This window comes from Enhygromyxa salina (assembly GCF_002994635.1).
Lineage (GTDB): Bacteria > Myxococcota_A > Polyangia > Nannocystales > Nannocystaceae > Plesiocystis > Plesiocystis salina_B.
The window spans coordinates 196,980-213,845 of sequence record NZ_PVNL01000030.1 but is presented as its reverse complement, the minus strand read 5'-3'; the positions used below and the strand labels follow the sequence as shown (position 1 = coordinate 213,845).

Genomic DNA, 16,866 nt, shown 5'->3' with positions numbered 1-16,866 from the left:
CCACGACTCAGGGCGGCGGTGGCGGGCACTCCATGGTGTTCGGATCGATCGGCGTGCACACGAAGTCGCAGCCGTCGACGCCGCACGGGTAGCAACATGCCAGGCCCGGGCCGCAGTCAGCCGGCATCTCCGTGCAGACCTCGCCCTCGCCCAGGCCCCCGGTGTCGCCGTCACCATCCCCGGTGTCACCGTCGCCATCCCCGTCTCCATCTCCGGTGTCGCCGTCACCATCCCCGCTGTCGCCGTCTCCGTCCCCGCTGTCCCCGTCTCCGTCCCCGCTGTCGCCGTCTCCGTCCCCGCTGTCGCCGTCTCCGTCCCCGCTGTCGCCGTCTCCGTCCCCGCTGTCCCCGTCCCCGTCGCCGGTCGAGTCACCATCGCCGTCACCATCCCCGGTCTCGCCCGCACCGTCACCGCCGTCATCCGAGCACGCGAACAGGCCCGCCCCGGGAGCGAGCGCCAGCGCCATCAACATCACATGTCTCCGCTTCATCGCCGCAGTATGGGCAACTCCCGAGTCGGTTGCCAAAATTGCGGCCAATGCCCGCACTGCCTGACCGCGGCTGACGCAAGCGAGGTCACCGCGCTGCGTACCCACGCCAGCGAACAATCCCGGCTACCATCGCGGCATGCGTCGACGCGACTTCCTCGCTGCGTGCGGCCTCGTGCCAGTGTCGCTGGGCTGTCGCGCGGTCGAGACGCCCGCCACGATCGCGCCCAGGCCCGCGACCCCGCCATCGCCACCGCAGGCCGAGGAGCGGATCCTGGAAGAGGGCCACTCCGACTACAACCACGTCATCGTCACCGAGCAGGGCTCACTGCGACGGATGTACTTCGAGACCGACGGCCGGTGGTTGTTGCAGTCCACCTACGAGCTCGACCGGCCCGACGCGCTGCACCACGAGGTGTTCCAGACCATGGTCTCGAGCCTGCTGGTCCAGCCCGAGGTTCGGCGAATGTGCATGATCGGCGTTGGCGGCGGACAGCTCAGCAATTACTTGTTTCGCCACGTCCCTGGGCTCGAGCTCGACGTGGTCGACATCTGCCCGGAGGTGGTGCGCCTGGCCTGCGCGTACTTTGGCGTGCCCGAGGCGGATCCCAACTATCGCCTCCACGTCGCCGACGGCCGGGTGTTCATCGAGGCGCTCGAGTCACGTAGCGTCGACTTGCTGGTGCTCGATGCGTTTCGTGGCCACTCGATCCCCAAGCACCTGCGCACCCGAGAATTCTTCGCGGCATGCAGCGCGCGGCTGACACCCGCGGGCGTGCAGGTCGCCAACATGCACCGCCGGACCGCCCGCTACCCGGTCGATCGCGCGACGCTGGCCGCCGTGTTCGCGCACAACTACCGGTTCGCCAGCGAGGACGACGTGCAGACCTCAATTGTGTCGACGGCTGCCAAAGCCGCGCTCACGCCCGAGCAGCTGCAGCTCAACGCGCAGACCCTGCAACCTCGGTTCGACTTTGATCTGTCGGGGCTGGCGCGACGCTGCGTCGTCGACGAGCAAGGTTGGGACCCCGAGGCGATCCCGCATGACGACTTCGAGTCGTCGCAGCTCGACCAAGCGGCCGAGCGGCACAACCGCAGCTGCTCGCCGACCTGTGCGGACGACAACTGAGCCGCGGGTCAAGCGAACCGGCGCTCAGTCAAAACCCTCTGGCAGCTTCGCTGGCGGCTCCCACAGCTCCATGCGGTTGCCATCCACGTCGACCGCCCAGCCGAACTTGCCGTACTCGTGCTCTTCGACCTTGTCGTCGACGTGGACCCCAGCGGCCCGCAGCTGCGCGAGCATCCCGTGGAGGTCATCGACGATGTAGTTGACCATGTGGCGGGCCTTGGTCGGGTCGAAGTAGTCCGAGTCGGCCGGGAACGGATTCCACACCGTCCGCCGATCGAGCTCGGGCTTGCCCGGCTCGCGCCACTGGAAGGTGTGCCCGTAGGGGCCGGCGTCGATGCCGAGGTGCTGCCGATACCACGCGCGGGTGCGCTCTGGATCATCGACCTTGAAGAAGACGCCGCCGATTCCTGTGACTCGTGCCATGGCCGCGCAGTATACCGCCGCGCTGGCGGTGACTGATCGGTATCAGGCGGTATCAGGCGATGATCTGGTCGATCAACCCGGGCGCGAGCTCGGGATCGCCGAAGTCGTCGATCCACTCGCCACCCGGCTTGCGCACGCCCTGCGCGGTCAACAGCGTGTTGAACAGCTTGTTGTGCGTGGTCAGCTCGGGCAGCTCCACGTACTGCCCGGTCTTCAGGAACCCGCCGCAGCTGCCGGCCATCACGAACGGCACGTTGTTGTAGGTGTGGCTGACCCCGTGGCCAAGGTCATTGGTCCACACGGCGACGCTGTCGTCGAGCAAGGTGCCGCTCTCGGTCCCGTACATGGACAGGCGATCGAGCAGGTGGCGGAACAGCCGGGCGTGGATCCGATCGATCTGGTGGTGCTTGGCGACCGCGTCGGGGATCGGGTCACCCTCGGAGCCGTGGCTGTAAATGCGGTGCGAGATCATGTGGTAGTTGGGCTGCTTGACGCCCCCGACCCACCACTCGGTCCCGTCGTTGCCGTCGCCGATCTGCAAGGTCGCCGTGCAGGTGTAGTTGCAGGCGAACGCCAGCGCGATCAGGTTCATCTGCAGCCGGCAGACGGTCTCCATGTTGTCGTTGGTGGAGTAGGTGTCGGCGACCGCCATGTACTCGCCGACCTCGGCCTCGCCGGGGAGCTCGCAGGTGAGCTCGAGCTCGAGATCGCGGATCGCGTCGAAGTGCAGCTCGAGCCGCTCGCGGTCGGTCTGGCTGAGCTGGCTGCTGCCCATCAGCGTCTGCATCTGGTCGCGGACGAGGTCGTTGACGCTCATGCGCCGGGCCTGGATCTGCTCGGCGAGCTCGACGTCGAGGGCCGAGAGCCCGACGATGTTGGTGTACACGCTCCACGGGTTGGGGTTGGCGGCGCGCAGATCCATGCCCCCGCGGTAGGACAGGACCTCGTCGATGTAGCCGTTCATCTTGCCGGCGTAGAGCGTGAGCGGCTCGACGCCGACGGCGTTGAGCTCGGCCGCGGCCCGGTTGTCGACCGACTCGCCCATCGCGAGCGACGCGTTGCCAGACGGCATGTCGCTGACCCTGGCGGCCGTCAGACACTGGTTGCCGCCGCCCGAGTGTCCGCAGCCGTTGCCCGGGAACGCGAACCGGAGCCCCTTGACCATGGTCAGCTGGCTGGCGTAGGTGGCGAGCTCACTGACCGCGCGATCGCTCTGCGCGGCCAAGCTGGCGCTGTCGAGCGGGCCTGGGGCGACCGGCCAGAACTGTTCTGGGTCGCCACCGCCAGCCTGCGCGACGCCGTTGGCCTGACGCACGTAGACCGAGAAGCGGGTCGCGTCGGTCCCGGCGGCCCCGGCCTTGCGCGGGGCCATGCTCTCGAGGAAGGGCAGGCCCAGCGCGACCCCACCGATCCCGGCGAGGAACCTGCGGCGGCCAGTCTGCAGGCCAGTCTGCAGGTTGCCGGGCGAGGGCTCGCGGCGCGGGGTCTTGGCGGTGTGAGAGCCGCGGTGGCGCAGCAGGGACGTCTTGCGTGGGTTCTTCATTGTCCGGCCTCCAGCGGGTAGCGCGTTGCGAAGCTCTGGGTCTGGGTCAGCTCGAGCAACAGCGCGCGGATCGGCAGGGCGCCGTCGCGCGAGCGGGCGGCGAGCTCGTCGACGATCGCCTGCTCTTGCGCAGCGACGTCGCGGGCGTAGGCGTACTCGAGCAGGTGCCCGACGTAGCAAGCGTGAACTTGGGTGCTGGCCGCGGCGTAGTGGCCAAACTCGGGCGCGCCGTCGTAGGTCTTGGGCTCGGCGTCAAAGTAGAAGGTGTCGGTGTCGTTGATCGGGAACCCGTTGTCCTGCTCGCGCCACTGGCCGATCGCGTCGTAGTGCTCGAACGCGAAGCCGACCGGGTTGATGACCCCCGAGTGGCAGCCCTCGCCGCAGGTCCCGTCACCGGTGTGGGCCTCGACCCGCTCACGGTTGGTGTTGCCCATGGTTGGGGGCAGCGGCGGCACGTTGTCGGGCGGTGGCGGCAGCGGGGCGCACAGCAAGTTGCGAACGACCGAGACCCCGCGGTGGATCGAGTCGGGGTCGACCGGGTACGCGTTGGACGACAGGAACCCGACCTGGGTCAGGATCCCGCTGCGCTGGCTGGCGTCGAGCATCACCCGCTCGTGGTCGGGGCCAAACCCGTCGCCGAGCCCGTACATGTACGCGGTGTCTTGATTCACGAAGGTATAGGGCGCGGTGAGCAGCTCGGCGAGTCCGGCCTGATCGTCGAACACGATCGACTGGACGAACAGCTCGGTCTCGCGCTGCATCGCCGCCCCAGTGATCGCCGCGTCGAACAGCGGGTAGAAGTTCGGGTCCTTGTACTGGTCGAGGTAGTGATCGGTGTCGAGCAGCTGCGCGTGAAAGTCACTGACCATGTCGTGGGCGCGGGGGTCGTCGATCATGCGCGCGGCCTGGACCAGCACGCCCGCGGCGTCGTCGAGATCGCCGCTGGCCGCGGCCTCGAACAGGGGCTGATCGGGCATCGAGTTCCACAGCATGTAGCTGAGCCGAGTCGCGACCTCGTAGCCGCCAAGGTGGATCAGGCCGTCGTCGCCCACGGTCTCGCTGGCCTCCACCCGGTACACGAAGTGCGGCGACTGCAAGAACGCCTGAATGCACATGTGAACGCCGGCCGTGAAGGCGTCGAGCTCGTCGTAGAGATCCACGCCCTGCACGAACACGTAGTAGTGTGCGTCGACCTCGGCGCTGGTGAGCGGGCGTCGGTACGCGCGAGCGCCAAACCCGTCGATCCAGGCCTTGGCGCGCACGCTCGGGTCGCCGGCGTCCTCGGGCAAGTCATCTGGCACGATCGCGGCCAGCAACAGCGCGTCACCGGTCACGTAGTCGGCGACTTGCTCGGCGGCGCGCTGGTAGTCGGCCCACAGCGTCGGCGTGACGTCGAGCGCGTCCGAGTCGTTGTCGAACTTGCCGCTGGTCGGATCGCCGATGAACAGGCTCGAGAACCCGGTCTGCTCGGGCAGCATGAACAGGTCGCGGACCGTGTTCTCCCACTGCCCGTGGCTGAGCCGAGCGAAGCGGGTCGACTCGATCGGCTGGCTCTCCTCGCCGTCGCCGTCGCCGTCACCGTCACCCTCGCCCTCGCCCGCCTCCGCGTCGGTGCCGGTGCCGCCGTCGCCAGCGTCTTCGGCTGAGACGTCGACGCCCAGGTAGCAAGAAGGCAGCGCACTACAAAGCGCGAGCGCGGCCAACATGTTTGCCCATGCCAGACGATTCACCGCTGCAGCGTAGCGAGGGATTGCGCGCTCGAACAGGAGTTTTGCCCCCGCTGACGCCAACGCAAGCCAGTTCACGGGATCCACAGATGCACGCCCAAATAGTGATAGCGTGCACACGTGAGCCCAGCGGCCAGTCATCGTCTTCGCTTGCGTGTTCCCGAGCCGTTCGAGCTCGACGTGGTGCTGCGGGGGCACGGCTGGGTCGCCCTCGCGCCGCATGTGTATGATCGCGAACGGATTCGCTGGTCGACCACCGTTGATCTTTCGGCCGTGGGGGCGCGAGGCCCCGTCGTGGATCTCGACCTGCGCCAGCGCGACGGCGCCGTGCTCGAGGCCCAGGTCCGCGCGCGGGCGCCCCTCGACCGGACCATGCTCGCGCGCGTGCGCGAAGCGTTGGTCACCAGCTTGGCGCTGGACTTCGAGCTCGAGCCGTTCTGGGCTCGCTGCGCGGACACGCCTCGGCTCGCGTGGGTGCAGCAGCGCGGCGCCGGTCGGCTGCTGCGATCACCCACGCTGTTCGAGGATCTGCTCAAGCTCTTGATGACCACCAACTGCAGCTGGGCCAACACCGAGTCGATGGTCACGCGGACGACGTCGGCGCTGGGTCGACGCGGGCCCTCTGGACGCCACGCGTTCCCGAGTGCGCGGGCCTGCGCCAGGCAAGACGAGGCGTTCTGGCGCGACGTGGCCCGCGTGGGCTATCGGGCCTCGCACTGTCGCGCGCTGGCGCAGGGGTTCGCGTCGGGTCAGCTGTCGCGCGCGGACTTTGATGATCCGAGCTTGGCGACCGACGAGGTGCGTCGGCGCCTGCTCGCGCTGCCGGGGTTTGGACCCTACGCGGCCGGCCAGGCGCTGCGCTTGTTGGGTCGCTTCGATGACCTCGCGCTCGACAGCTGGGTGCGCAGCCGGGCGGCGGAGCTACATGGGCTGGTCAGCGGTGATGCCAGTGGTAGTGATCGTGCGATCGCGGCCTGTTACGCGGAGTTCGACGAGTATGCCGGGCTGGCCCTGTGGATGGACGTCACCCGTGCCTGGCACACGCCCGGCTCCGGCGAGGATTGAGCCTACTGCCTGCTGCCTACTGCCTACTGCCTACTGACAGACAACCTCGATCGTCTGCGTGGGCCCGGTGCAGGTCGCGGTGTTGACTCCGCCCCAGTTCGAGTTGCCGCCGCCGATGCAGGGCCGCGCAATATAGCCAGGGTTGGTGCACTGACACACGGCGTTCCCTTGCGCGTTGAGCTCGATCCCCGAGCCGCAGGTGCCAACATTCCACGTTCGCCCGTCACACGCGATGTTGGTCATCGCCTGGCCCGACGCCAACGCCTGACAGATCGTGTTGGCCGCCACCCCGACGCACTCGACGCCCACCGGGTCATTGCTGCCCCACAGCGCGACCCGGGTGAAGTTGTTGAACCCCTGCAGCTCGGTGCGAAACGTGTTCCACGAGCCACAGGACATCTGCCCGTCGACGCCCTGGTTGAAGCTCCCCATCCAGAAGATCCCGTTCGAGGTGCAGTCGGAGGTGCAGATGTCGTCGTCGACGTCGTTGCCGTCGTCGCACTCCTCCATGCCCGCCCAGGTGAAGCCGTCGCCGCAATAGGCTGGCTCGCAGCTGCTCGGGCACGCGTCGTCGTCATCGAGGTTGCCGTCGTCGCAGGTCTCCATGCCCTCGTAGACAAACCCATCACCGCACACGTTGGGCGTGCAGAAGGTTGCGAGACACGCGTCGTTGCTCAAGTCATTGCCGTCGTCACACACCTCGACGCCCGCCTGGATATAGCCGTCGCCACAGAACGCCAGCTGACAAGCTGGACACTCGTCAGACGTGATCATGTTGCCGTCGTCGCACTGCTCACCCGCTTGCAGGATCCCGTCGCCGCACGAGCCCTCGACGCACTCGGTCGTGCAGCCGTCGGCGTTGTCGTCGTTGCCGTCGTCACAGACCTCGACGCCGTCTTGCACGAAGCCGTCGCCGCAGGTCGCGAGCTTGCAGCCGGTCACGCAGTCGTCGGTGTTGGCGGTGTTGCCGTCGTCGCACTCTTCGAAGTTCTCGTACAGGTAGCCATCGCCACACGCGGCGATCTTGCACGCGGGCGTGCACTGACCCGTCTCCGAATTCTGTGGGCCGAGATCGCACTCCTCGCCCGGGTCGACCACCCCATCGCCACAGGTCGTCTCGCCGGGGTCGCCGTCACCATCGCCGGGGTCGCCGTCGCCGTCACCGGTCTCCGTTGCGTTGCCATTGCCGGTGCTGAAGTTCCCGAACGTCGAGCCGTTGTCGTTCGAGGGGGCGATGCACGAGGCGGCGGACAGGACGAGCAGAGCAGACAGACCAAGGGGCAAGAGCTGGGGGCGCATGCGACCATTCAAACCCGAATCGCCTCGGTATGACAGGATTTTACGAGCTGCCGTCTAGCTCGCGGGCTCGCGCGCGCAACAGCTCGCGTTCGCGCGCGTTGCCGGCCAGCGAGGCGGCACGCTCGAGCTCGGCTCGCGCCTCGCGTTTGCGCCCAAGCTCGAGCAGCACGTGCCCGCGTACGCTGGGCAGCAGGTGATACCCACGCAGGGCGGGCTCGTCGACGAGCGCATCGAGCAGCTCGAGCGCGGCCGCGGGGCCCTCGGCCATCGAGACCGCGACCGCACGGTTGAGCTCGACGACAGGCGAGCCCGTGAGCTGGACCAGCGCGTCGTAGAGCGCCACGATCGCCGGCCAGTCGGTGTCCTCGGGCCGACGCGCGCGGGCATGGCGAGCCGCGATCTCGGCTTGCAAAGTATACGGCCCGACCTGGCCAGTCCGCAGCGCCCACGCGCGCGCGAGCGCAGCCAGGCCCCGGCGGATCAGCAGCTGATCCCAGCGCCCGCGATCTTGGTCGAGCAACAAGATCGGCTGGCCATCCGGCCCGGTCCGCGCGCGTGCACGGGAAGCCTGCAGCTCCATCAGCGCGACGAGGCCATGGACCTCGGCCTCGTCGGGGACGAGCCCGACGAGGATCCGGCCGAGCCGCAGCGCGTCGTCGCACAGCTCCGGCCGCAGCCAGTCTTCACCTCGTGACGCCGCGTAGCCCTCATTGAAGATCAGGTAGACGACCTCGAGCACGGCTTCGAGTCGCGCCGCCAGCTCGGCGTTCCGCGGCACCTCGAAGCTCACCCGGGCCTCGCTCAGCGTGCGCTTGGCCCGGACGATCCGCTGCGCGACGGTCGACTCGGTGATCAGGAACGCGCGGGCGATCTCCTCGGTCGAGAGCCCGCCGAGCATGCGCAGCGTGAACGCGACGCGAGCGTCGACCGAGAGCAGCGGGTGGCAGGCGATCAGGATCAGCCGCAACAGATCGTCGCCGACGTCGTCGTCGAGCGCGGCCTCGAAATTGGCGAGTTCGATCGCCGGGTCGCCCTCGCGCAGCCCGGTGTGCTTGCGCTCGATCATCTGGGCGCGGCGCAGATGATCGAGCGCGCGATGCTTGGCCGTGGTCATCAGCCACGCGCCGGGGTTGTCGGGGATCCCCGCGCTCGGCCAGCGCTCGAGCGCCGCGATCAGGGCCTCTTGGGCGAGATCCTCCGCGAGCCCGACGTCACGCACGAGTCGCACGAGGCCGCCGATCAGCCTGGCCGATTCGATCCGCCAGACCGCCTCGACGGCCCTGCGCGACTGTGCGGTGTTGCTCACGATCGCTGCTGACGCTCGATCTCGGCCCGCTGGCGGTCTTCCTGCTCGCGCAGCTCGGGCGTGTACTCGGCCCCGAAGTCGTCGGCCTCGAACACCGGGCGCACTTCGATCTCGGTGCCGCCGTCAAACGGCGCGCGCTCGAGCCACGCGATCGCCTCGTCCATCGACTTGACCTGCCACAGCCAGAACCCCGCGATCAGCTCCTTGGTCTCGGCGAACGGGCCGTCGATGACCGTGCGTGCCTTGCCCGAGAACCGCACCCGCTTGCCCCGCGCGCTCGGGTGCAGGCCCTCGCCGGCCAGCATGATCCCGGCCTTGACCAGCTCGTCGTTGTAGTTGCCCATGTCTCGCAGGATGTCCTCACTGGGCATCACGCCCGCCTCGGAATCCTGGCTTGCCTTCACGATCACCATCACTCGCATTGTCTTCGTTCTCCTGGGTTGAGCGTCGCTCTTGCGCCGCTGGTTCACCAGTGCGACGAAGCTCGACAGGCTCGATCGACACGGACCGGAAGTTTTTTTCTCGGGGCCGGTGTGCGCGAAACCCACGCGCGCACTTGGCGACTGGTGCCCGAGTGCCAGCTTCGCCGACGCGCTTGTGGATGCGGCTCCCAGCTGTTCAGGGCAACGAGTAGCCGTCGCGCGCGAGGTAGGCGACCGTTCGACCGCTCGCGTCCGCCTCTACCTGCCCGTGCACGAACAAGCCACGCGACAGGCCGGCCCCCGCCAGCCAGCTCATGTGCATGGCGGCTTCGGCGTTGGGCGGGATCTCGAACTCGGCGATACAGAGGGTGGTTCGGCAGCGCGTCGAGACAAGCCTCGTACCTGGCGGCCCGTGTGCAGCGATCCCCTCGGCGATGTCGACCTCCGCGGCCGGAGCCCAGCTGGTGTCCACGGCCTCGCTATCCGCCACGGCGCTAATCTGCGCGACTCTCTGGTCGACGAGCGCACGCGTGCGGGCGGCGATCTCGACGTCGTCGTCGTCGCCGTCGTCAACCCGCTCTTCGTCGCCCTCATTGTCATCGTCGGCGTCGTCGTCGTCGTCCTCGTCCTCGTCCTCGTCCTCGTCCTCGGCACTGGCGATCGCGGCAATCTCTGCATCTTCGGCCCACTCAGGGCCCCCGAGGTCCAAGTCATCGCCAATATACTCGTCCTCGTCGCCATCGTCATACCAGTCACTGGTCGGCGTCCGCGCGGACCAGACGAGCGGCGGCGGTGGTTCCACGTACGCGCGCGCGCCAGCAGCGGCCCGGTCCCACGACGCATGCACCAGCACGCCAACGCACCCGAGCACGATCAGCGATACACCCATCATTCGTCCAATTGATTTCGTCATCGGTCCTCATTTCCCATGATCCGACGAGGGAGCGACCGCATCGCGCGGTCGCCCCCCCGCCAGCGCTGGCGCTCGAATTGATCAGCGAGCGCTGCCTCTCATCAGTCCTCGTTGGTCCGGTAGCTGTAGATGCGGTCGTTCTTGCCCAGCGAGCACTCAATCACGTAGTGCCCGTGATCGAACTCGATGAAGCCGCTGAGCGAGAACTCCAGGTTCCGAAACCCCAAGCCCGGGTCCGCCACCACGGTCTCGAAGTCAATCGCGTTTCCGTCGACGGACACGGACCAGACCGTGCACGTTGGGACGGCCCCGGTCGACTCATTGTTCTCGGTCCGGACCCGCACGAAGTCCAGCTCACCGTTGGTGTCGTCGCGCACCACGGGACACATGTATCGGTGCGCCTGCGCCAGCAGGGTCGCGTTTCTGATGAATTCGGGGTTACTGTAGTCCGTCACCAAGGAGGCGAGGCCGACCGGCATGCACGCGTGCCCAGGTAAGATCTTATTGTCGGATGCCATCGCGGTCTGGCTCGTCGACTCGCCGATGACGACTCCAGCGAGCGTGAGCATGGAGATGGTGATGAAGCCGATGCCGGCGCGGGTCCGATTGTTGGGTTTATGTTTGCACTTCATGGTTGCGTTCTTCTCTCTGTTTGTGTCGATGTCGACTGTTTATATCTCACTCGAAGCTACTAGATTTATCGCGCCCGCCCGGTCGTCCAGGCTCAGCGGGCGGCAGCGCATGTCCGGATCGCGCGAGGTAGGCGACGGTCCGAGCGCCAGCGCCCGACTCGGGTCTGTGACGCATGAGGAACCCCCGCGAGAGACCGAACACGCTCAGCCAGTTCACGTGTCCGGTGCCGTCATCCCCCGGTGGATGCTCGATCTCGACGATGCACAGCGTGCTCATGCAGACGGCCGAGATCAGCCTTGCACCCGGCGGCCCGTTGTCGGCGAGCCCTTCGGCGATCTGTCGCTCTGTGACTGGCGCCCAGTCCATGTCCACGGGCTCTCGGTCAGCGGCGGCGGTGATCGCCGCGGCCCGTCGCTCCGCAATGTAGCGATCACGGGCGACCATCTGCTCGAAATCGAGGTCCTGAGCGTCCTCGCGCTGGCTGTCTCGCTCGACCAGCCCGCGAAGCTGCCCGACCTCGTCCGTCAACCTGACGGATCTTGCCTGTCTAGCCAGCCCCTCGAGACCTCGTGCCTTGACCGACGGCGCCCTCGCCTCGTCGTGCGCCAACGCGCCAAGCAACAGGCCGCCAAGAGACACCAGAGCAAATATGGATATTTGGATCATTCGCGTCATTTAGAGTTCCGTCATCAATCGTCGTTGCAGGTGGTCGAGCAGCGCGTCGACACGCTAGCACTGGGGCTCCAGCGCGGCCCCAGAAACGAATGCGTCAAGGCTCGACTTTGCTCCGCAAGGTCCCCATAGGGTGCATCACCTCACCCCTGCACGAACACCCGCAGCACCCGACGTTCGAGCTCGGTCTCGGAGTGATGATCGACGAGCCAGCCCCACGCGGCGTGGGCGAGGATCAAGCGACCCGCGCTCATGCGTCGGGCGGCGGTTCCGTCGATCAAACTCCCGGGGCAAGGTGTCGACCTGGTCCAACGTTTCGGCGACCTGGCGCGCGTCATCGGGGTCCAAGGGCGGCAGACCGGTCGCTTGCAACCACGCCCAGCCGGCGCCCAACGCTGCGATGACGGCCACGGTGATCGCCAGCCCCACGAGCCGACGCTTGCGCTGCCCAGCCTGAAAGTCAGCAAGCGGATCGGCGGTGTCAGTTGGCTCGGTCAGCGGTCGCCTCAGTCCGTCGAGCCCCGCGCCGTACCGTGGTAGGTCGGCGGCGTCTTGTAGCGCAGGTTCTTGCGCGCCCGGGTGCGCAGCTCCTCGACCCCACGCTCGTGCAGCACCGCCTGCGCGGCCGCCAGCCTCGCGACCGGAATTCGGTACGGCGAGCACGAGACATAGTCGAGCCCGAGGTCGTGGCAAAACCCGACCGACTGCGGGTCACCGCCGTGCTCGCCGCAGATCCCAATCTTGACACCCTGACGCGCGGTGCGGCCCTTGCCGACGGCGATCCGCATCAGCTCGCCGACCCCCTCGCGGTCGATCGACACAAACGGATTGCGCGGCAAGATCCCCTGGTCGACATAGTGGCCCAGGAACTTTCCGGCGTCATCCCGACTGAAGCCGAAGGTCGTCTGGGTCAGGTCATTGGTGCCAAAGCTGAAGAACTCGGCGTGCTCGGCGATCGCGTCGGCGGTGAGCGCCGCGCGGGGCAGCTCGATCATCGTGCCAATCTTGTAGGTGATGTGTATCCCACGCTTGCGCATGACCTCACCCGCGACCCGCTGGACCACCTCGCGCTGAAGCGCGAGCTCCCCCGCGTCACCAACGAGCGGGATCATGATCTCCGGGTCGACCGGCACGCCAGTTGCGATGCACTTGGCCGCGGCCTCGAACAGCGCCTGAGCCTGCATCTCGATGATCTCGGGCACCAAGATCGTGAGCCGGCAGCCACGCCAGCCCAGCATCGGGTTGATCTCGCTCAGGCTGAGCACCCGCTCATACACGGACTCGAGCGCCTCGAGCTCCGCCGCCGCCGCCTTCGCTTGCTTGCCCTTGCCCGTGGTCTTGGTGGTCGCCTTCAAGACCTCGATCTCGACCTTGAGCTCGGTCGGGTTGGGCAAGAACTCGTGCAAGGGTGGATCCAGGGTCCGGATCGTGACCGGCAGCCCGTTCATGGCCTTGAACAGGGCCAGGAAGTCACGCCGCTGCAGCGGCAGCAGCTTCTTGAGGGCCTTGCGCCGCTCGGGCTCGGTCCGCGCCAGGATCATCTGCTGCATCTTTGGCATGCGATCCGCCCCAAAGAACATGTGCTCGGTCCGCGCCAGGCCGATCCCCTCGGCCCCCAAGGCCAGCGCCATCTGAGCGTCAGCCCCGGTGTCGGCGTTGGCTCGCACGCGCAGCCGCCGGGTCAGGTCCGCCCAGTCGAGCAGCCGCTCGAACGCGGCGAAGATCGTGCTCTTGGACGGGTGGAGCTTGCCCGTCACGACCTGCACGACCTCGGAGGGCATGGTCGCGACTTGGGCCAAGATGACCTCTCCCGTGGTTCCGTCGATCGACAGCCAGTCACCGCGCCCGATCGTCTGACCGTTGATCTGCAGCCGCTCGCGGGCCGTGTCGATGCGCAGCGCCTCACAGCCGACCACCGCCGGCTTGCCCATCTGGCGCCCGACCACCGCCGCGTGACTCGTCATGCCACCGGTCACGGTCACCAGCCCGACCGCCGCGTGCATGCCGTGGATGTCGTCGGGGCTGGTCTCGTGGCGGACCAGCACCACTTTGTTTCCGGCCTCGGCCTCGGTCACGGCGTCCTCGGGCGTGAACACCAGCTGCCCACACGCGGCCCCGGGCGAGGCGTTGATGCCCCGCGCCGCGACCTCGTACTTGGCCCGATCCGCGGGATCGAACACCGGGTGCAGCAGCTGCAGCAGCTGCACGGGCTCGACCCGGATCACCGCCTCTTCACGGGTGATCAGGCCCTCGTCGACCATGTCGGTCGCGACCCGCACCGCCGCGATCCCGGTGCGCTTGCCAGCGCGGGTCTGCAGCATGAACAGCTTGCCCTCTTCAATCGTGAACTCGAAGTCCTGCATGTCGCCGTAGTGGCGCTCGAGCCGAAGCGTGATGTCCTGCAGCTCGGCGTAGGCCTCGGGCAAAATGCTCTCGAGCTCGGCGAGCAGCAGCGGCGTGCGGATGCCTGCGACGACGTCCTCGCCCTGGGCGTTCTGCAGGAACTCACCATAGAACTCGCGCTCGCCCGTGGCCGGGTTGCGGGTGAAGCCGACCCCGGTCGCGCTGCGATCACCCCGGTTGCCGAACACCATCGCCTGCACGTTGCACGCGGTCCCGAGCGCGTCGGAGATGTCGTGGAGCTTGCGATAGTGCTTGGCCCGCTCGGTGTCCCACGAGCCAAACACAGCCTCGATCGCGCCGCGCAGCTGCGCGTGGGGATCACGCGGGAACGGCTTGCCCGTCTGATCGCGGACGATCTTCTCGAACGCGGCGATGATCTTCTCGAGCTGCTTGGCGTCGAGCTGCGAGTCGCTCTGCCTGCGAGCCTTGCGACGCGCCGTTGTCAGGACCGCCTCGAAGGGGGCGCGGTCCAGACCCAGGACCACGTTCGAGTACATCATGATGAATCGGCGGTAGGCGTCGTAGGCGAACCGCGGATCCCCGCTCGACTTCGCCAGCCCCTGCACCGACTTGGGGTTGAGGCCGAGGTTGAGGACCGTGTCCATCATGCCCGGCATCGAGACCTTGGCGCCCGAGCGAACCGAGACCAGCAGCGGCTCGTTGGCGTCGCCGAACTTGCGGCCCATCCGCTCCTCGAGCAACGCGAGGTGCTCGTCAATCTGGCGGGAGACCTCGGCCGGGACCGTGCCCAGATCGCGATGCAGCGTGCAGGCGTGCGTGGTGATCGTGAAGCCTGGCGGGACGGGGATCCCCGCGTTGCACATCTCGGCGAGCGCGGCTCCCTTGCCGCCCAGCAGATCTTTCATGTCATCGCGGCCCTCGGCCGCACCTTCGCCGAACGAGTAGACATACTTGCGGGGCATCGTGGCGCAGCTCTACGCCTCTAGCTGTCGGCGGTCAATGCCTGCGAGCGCCGCGCGAACTTCGCGCGACCTGCATGGCCGCTCGGCCCGGCGAGGCGTGCCGAGCCCCCTGCGTGGTTCGGGCGACAGCGGGCGCTCACGTGAGTGAGGCGGGGAGACTTCCCCCCGTCTCGCCACGCTCGACCGACACCTCGCGTCGGCGCTCACGGGCTGGTCAGCACTGCTGCCACTGCCAATGGAACACCTTGCGGAACTGCCCGTCAACGGACGTGGTGTTGAAGATAGCGTTGCCGTTGGGGTTGGCGATCGCGTTGAGCAGCAACGATGTATTGATGGCGAAGATCGCCGAGGCGCCGCATGGCGACCACACGAGCGACTGGAACGGCACGTGGTCAGTGAAGACATAGAAGTCGTCGTACAGGCCCTTGAGCTCGCTGTGGGCGCTGAACCCGACTGGCTGACCGGCAAAGAAGTAGTTTGAGGTCTGCCGCGCCCTGATGCCCTTCTCGAGGAACGCATAGCCGCGGGTGTTCACCGTGGCCACCGAGACTTGCCAACCGTTGGGGACATGGAGCTTGACGCTGGCCACGCAGTTCGTGGTCTTGATCGGTGGGCCCGGCGGGTTGGTGAGCAGCATGTCCTTGAAGATCAGGATGAAGCTCTTCCTGTCGCTGGAGATCTGTCCCACCGCCGAGCCGGGCTTTGGACAGCCCACGCCGCTCGTGACGATGTCCTCAATATATACATCGTCGGGAGAGACAACGATGTTCGGATCACCGACGACCTGCTCGAGGCCCGGCGGGGCTGCGCGCAGCTCCTCGACGTCGAGCTCGTCAGCGAACGGGTCGTCCACGGCCACGACCATGTCCTGATCGTCGATCGACTCTTGCTCATCGGCACTACATGCGGGGGCGACCCCCAGCAAGATGGCGATGGCGCCCGATCGGGCGATAAAACTCTTGTGTAGATCCTTCATGATGACATCTCCCACGAGGACGGTGCCCCATGCACCGCATCGATGACCATTATGGCACTGCACCCCACCATGACCACCGAATGGATTGCGGGTATCAGTTCGGCTGCGCGGGGCACCATCTGGCAATGCCCACGCCGCATCTTCGGCGAGGTCACCCGCGCAGGAGCGGCCGGCAGCCCAACGCTCACATCAGCACTTTTGCCACTGGATGATATATTTATTGGTCCGCACCCTATCCGTGCCCTCGCCCTGGGGGTTGTTGATCGCGTTGAGGACCAAGGAGGTGTTCATCGCGAACAGCACCGAGCCGCCACAGGCTGACCACGTGAGCGCCCCCGGCGGGACAGTGTTCACGAACACGAAGCGGGCATCAATGTCGCCGTCGAGCTCATTGACCGCGTCAAACCCCGGGCTCCCGACGAAGAAGAAGTCCGAGAGGTGCCGCGCGTGGAGCCCCTGCTCGAGGGCTGCCTCGCCGCGGGTCTCGATTGACGCCAGCGAGAACCGCCAGCCCATGGGAACCTGGATCTTGGCGCTCACCACACAATTGACGGTGTTGACGGGCGGCCCTGGCGGGCCCGCAGGGGCGCCGAGCAGCATGTCGTTGTACCTCAGCGTGAGGCTGGTCAGATCGTTGGAAAGCTGAGAGACGACCGACCCGAGATCTTCAGCCGGACAGCCCGTGCCGTTGGCGACGATGCTCTCGAGCGAGACCTCGCTCGGGTTGGGCACAGCCATGTTCGGGCCCGGCGGGGCGGGTATCTGGTCAACGTCGAAGATATCCTGATCCGTGATGACGATCATCTTCTCGTCGTCGACTGGCTCGTCGCCGTCGACATTGCATGCACACGCGCCGATCAGCACAATGACGGCGGCACCGGAGCGGACGAAGACACTGTTCTTGGGGTCATTCATGCTGTACCTCCTACACCAGACGGTGCCCCA

Annotated in this window: 15 protein-coding genes; 2 read left to right on the top strand and 13 right to left on the bottom strand. The window is 67.2% G+C overall.

Annotation, left to right across the window (positions count from 1 at the left end):
• Positions 1-7: 7 nt before the first annotated feature.
• Entirely contained in the window at positions 8-490 is a 483-nt protein-coding gene (locus ENSA7_RS43240) for a hypothetical protein (protein WP_181233234.1), read from the bottom strand.
• 136 nt (positions 491-626) lie between these two features.
• On the opposite strand from ENSA7_RS43240, the gene ENSA7_RS05825 reads away from it, so the two are divergent.
• Complete coding sequence (locus tag ENSA7_RS05825; RefSeq protein ID WP_106088196.1) at positions 627-1,616, top strand: spermidine synthase; 990 nt, start codon at positions 627-629, stop codon at positions 1,614-1,616.
• 24 nt (positions 1,617-1,640) lie between these two features.
• On the opposite strand, the gene ENSA7_RS05820 is transcribed toward ENSA7_RS05825, so the two are convergent.
• From ENSA7_RS05820 to ENSA7_RS05810, 3 genes are read right to left on the bottom strand one after another with little or no spacing between them, the layout of a single operon-like run.
• Positions 1,641-2,039: a VOC family protein gene (locus ENSA7_RS05820; RefSeq protein ID WP_106088195.1), complete on the bottom strand. Its 399-nt coding sequence runs from the start codon at positions 2,037-2,039 to the stop codon at positions 1,641-1,643.
• A 52-nt stretch (positions 2,040-2,091) separates the two neighbouring features.
• Complete coding sequence (locus ENSA7_RS05815) at positions 2,092-3,582, bottom strand: DUF1552 domain-containing protein (protein WP_106088194.1); 1,491 nt, start codon at positions 3,580-3,582, stop codon at positions 2,092-2,094.
• Positions 3,579-5,312 (bottom strand): DUF1592 domain-containing protein, encoded by a 1,734-nt coding sequence (locus ENSA7_RS05810; protein ID WP_146157379.1) that lies wholly within the window; start codon positions 5,310-5,312, stop codon positions 3,579-3,581. Before ENSA7_RS05810 ends, ENSA7_RS05815 begins: the two co-directional genes overlap by 4 nt.
• Positions 5,313-5,459: 147 nt before the next feature.
• Here ENSA7_RS05810 and ENSA7_RS05805 point away from each other — a divergent pair, with 147 nt between their 5' ends.
• Positions 5,460-6,374, top strand: coding sequence for a DNA glycosylase family protein (locus ENSA7_RS05805; protein WP_106088192.1), 915 nt, complete (start codon positions 5,460-5,462; stop codon positions 6,372-6,374).
• Between the two features lie 30 nt (positions 6,375-6,404).
• Here the strand turns inward: ENSA7_RS05805 and ENSA7_RS05800 are convergent, their stop codons facing one another.
• The 9 genes from ENSA7_RS05800 to ENSA7_RS05755 form a co-directional block, all read right to left on the bottom strand.
• Positions 6,405-7,673: a DUF4215 domain-containing protein gene (locus ENSA7_RS05800; protein ID WP_106088191.1), complete on the bottom strand. Its 1,269-nt coding sequence runs from the start codon at positions 7,671-7,673 to the stop codon at positions 6,405-6,407.
• Between the two features lie 40 nt (positions 7,674-7,713).
• Positions 7,714-8,979, bottom strand: coding sequence for an RNA polymerase sigma factor (locus ENSA7_RS05795; protein ID WP_106088190.1), 1,266 nt, complete (start codon positions 8,977-8,979; stop codon positions 7,714-7,716).
• Positions 8,976-9,401, bottom strand: coding sequence for a YciI family protein (locus tag ENSA7_RS05790; RefSeq protein WP_106088189.1), 426 nt, complete (start codon positions 9,399-9,401; stop codon positions 8,976-8,978). The genes ENSA7_RS05795 and ENSA7_RS05790 overlap by 4 nt, the downstream gene beginning before the upstream one ends.
• 196 nt (positions 9,402-9,597) lie before the next feature.
• Positions 9,598-10,290 (bottom strand): hypothetical protein, encoded by a 693-nt coding sequence (locus tag ENSA7_RS05785; RefSeq protein WP_146157378.1) that lies wholly within the window; start codon positions 10,288-10,290, stop codon positions 9,598-9,600.
• A 125-nt stretch (positions 10,291-10,415) separates the two neighbouring features.
• A complete protein-coding gene (locus tag ENSA7_RS05780) occupies positions 10,416-10,946 on the bottom strand; it encodes a hypothetical protein (protein WP_106088187.1) in 531 nt (176 codons plus the stop codon).
• Between the two features lie 46 nt (positions 10,947-10,992).
• Positions 10,993-11,475, bottom strand: coding sequence for a hypothetical protein (locus tag ENSA7_RS05775; RefSeq protein ID WP_146157377.1), 483 nt, complete (start codon positions 11,473-11,475; stop codon positions 10,993-10,995).
• Between the two features lie 650 nt (positions 11,476-12,125).
• Complete coding sequence (gene ppdK, locus ENSA7_RS05765) at positions 12,126-14,945, bottom strand: pyruvate, phosphate dikinase (RefSeq protein ID WP_106088184.1); 2,820 nt, start codon at positions 14,943-14,945, stop codon at positions 12,126-12,128.
• Between the two features lie 214 nt (positions 14,946-15,159).
• Positions 15,160-15,921 (bottom strand): DUF4360 domain-containing protein, encoded by a 762-nt coding sequence (locus ENSA7_RS05760; RefSeq protein ID WP_146157376.1) that lies wholly within the window; start codon positions 15,919-15,921, stop codon positions 15,160-15,162.
• Positions 15,922-16,110: 189 nt separating this feature from the next.
• Positions 16,111-16,836, bottom strand: coding sequence for a DUF4360 domain-containing protein (locus tag ENSA7_RS05755; RefSeq protein ID WP_106088182.1), 726 nt, complete (start codon positions 16,834-16,836; stop codon positions 16,111-16,113).
• Positions 16,837-16,866: the final 30 nt, after the last annotated feature.

Bases quoted from the DNA above. Each gene is read 5' to 3' on its own strand.
- ENSA7_RS05825 (WP_106088196.1), top strand. From the start codon at position 627: ATGCGTCGACGCGACTTCCTCGCTGCGTGCGGCCTCGTGCCAGTGTCG.
- ENSA7_RS05800 (WP_106088191.1), bottom strand. From the start codon at position 7,673: ATGCGCCCCCAGCTCTTGCCCCTTGGTCTGTCTGCTCTGCTCGTCCTG.
- ENSA7_RS05780 (WP_106088187.1), bottom strand. From the start codon at position 10,946: ATGAAGTGCAAACATAAACCCAACAATCGGACCCGCGCCGGCATCGGC.
- ppdK (WP_106088184.1), bottom strand. From the start codon at position 14,945: ATGCCCCGCAAGTATGTCTACTCGTTCGGCGAAGGTGCGGCCGAGGGC.
- ENSA7_RS05790 (WP_106088189.1), bottom strand. From the start codon at position 9,401: ATGCGAGTGATGGTGATCGTGAAGGCAAGCCAGGATTCCGAGGCGGGC.
- ENSA7_RS05785 (WP_146157378.1), bottom strand. From the start codon at position 10,290: ATGGGTGTATCGCTGATCGTGCTCGGGTGCGTTGGCGTGCTGGTGCAT.
- ENSA7_RS43240 (WP_181233234.1), bottom strand. From the start codon at position 490: ATGAAGCGGAGACATGTGATGTTGATGGCGCTGGCGCTCGCTCCCGGG.
- ENSA7_RS05760 (WP_146157376.1), bottom strand. From the start codon at position 15,921: ATGAAGGATCTACACAAGAGTTTTATCGCCCGATCGGGCGCCATCGCC.
- ENSA7_RS05755 (WP_106088182.1), bottom strand. From the start codon at position 16,836: ATGAATGACCCCAAGAACAGTGTCTTCGTCCGCTCCGGTGCCGCCGTC.
- ENSA7_RS05820 (WP_106088195.1), bottom strand. From the start codon at position 2,039: ATGGCACGAGTCACAGGAATCGGCGGCGTCTTCTTCAAGGTCGATGAT.
- ENSA7_RS05815 (WP_106088194.1), bottom strand. From the start codon at position 3,582: ATGAAGAACCCACGCAAGACGTCCCTGCTGCGCCACCGCGGCTCTCAC.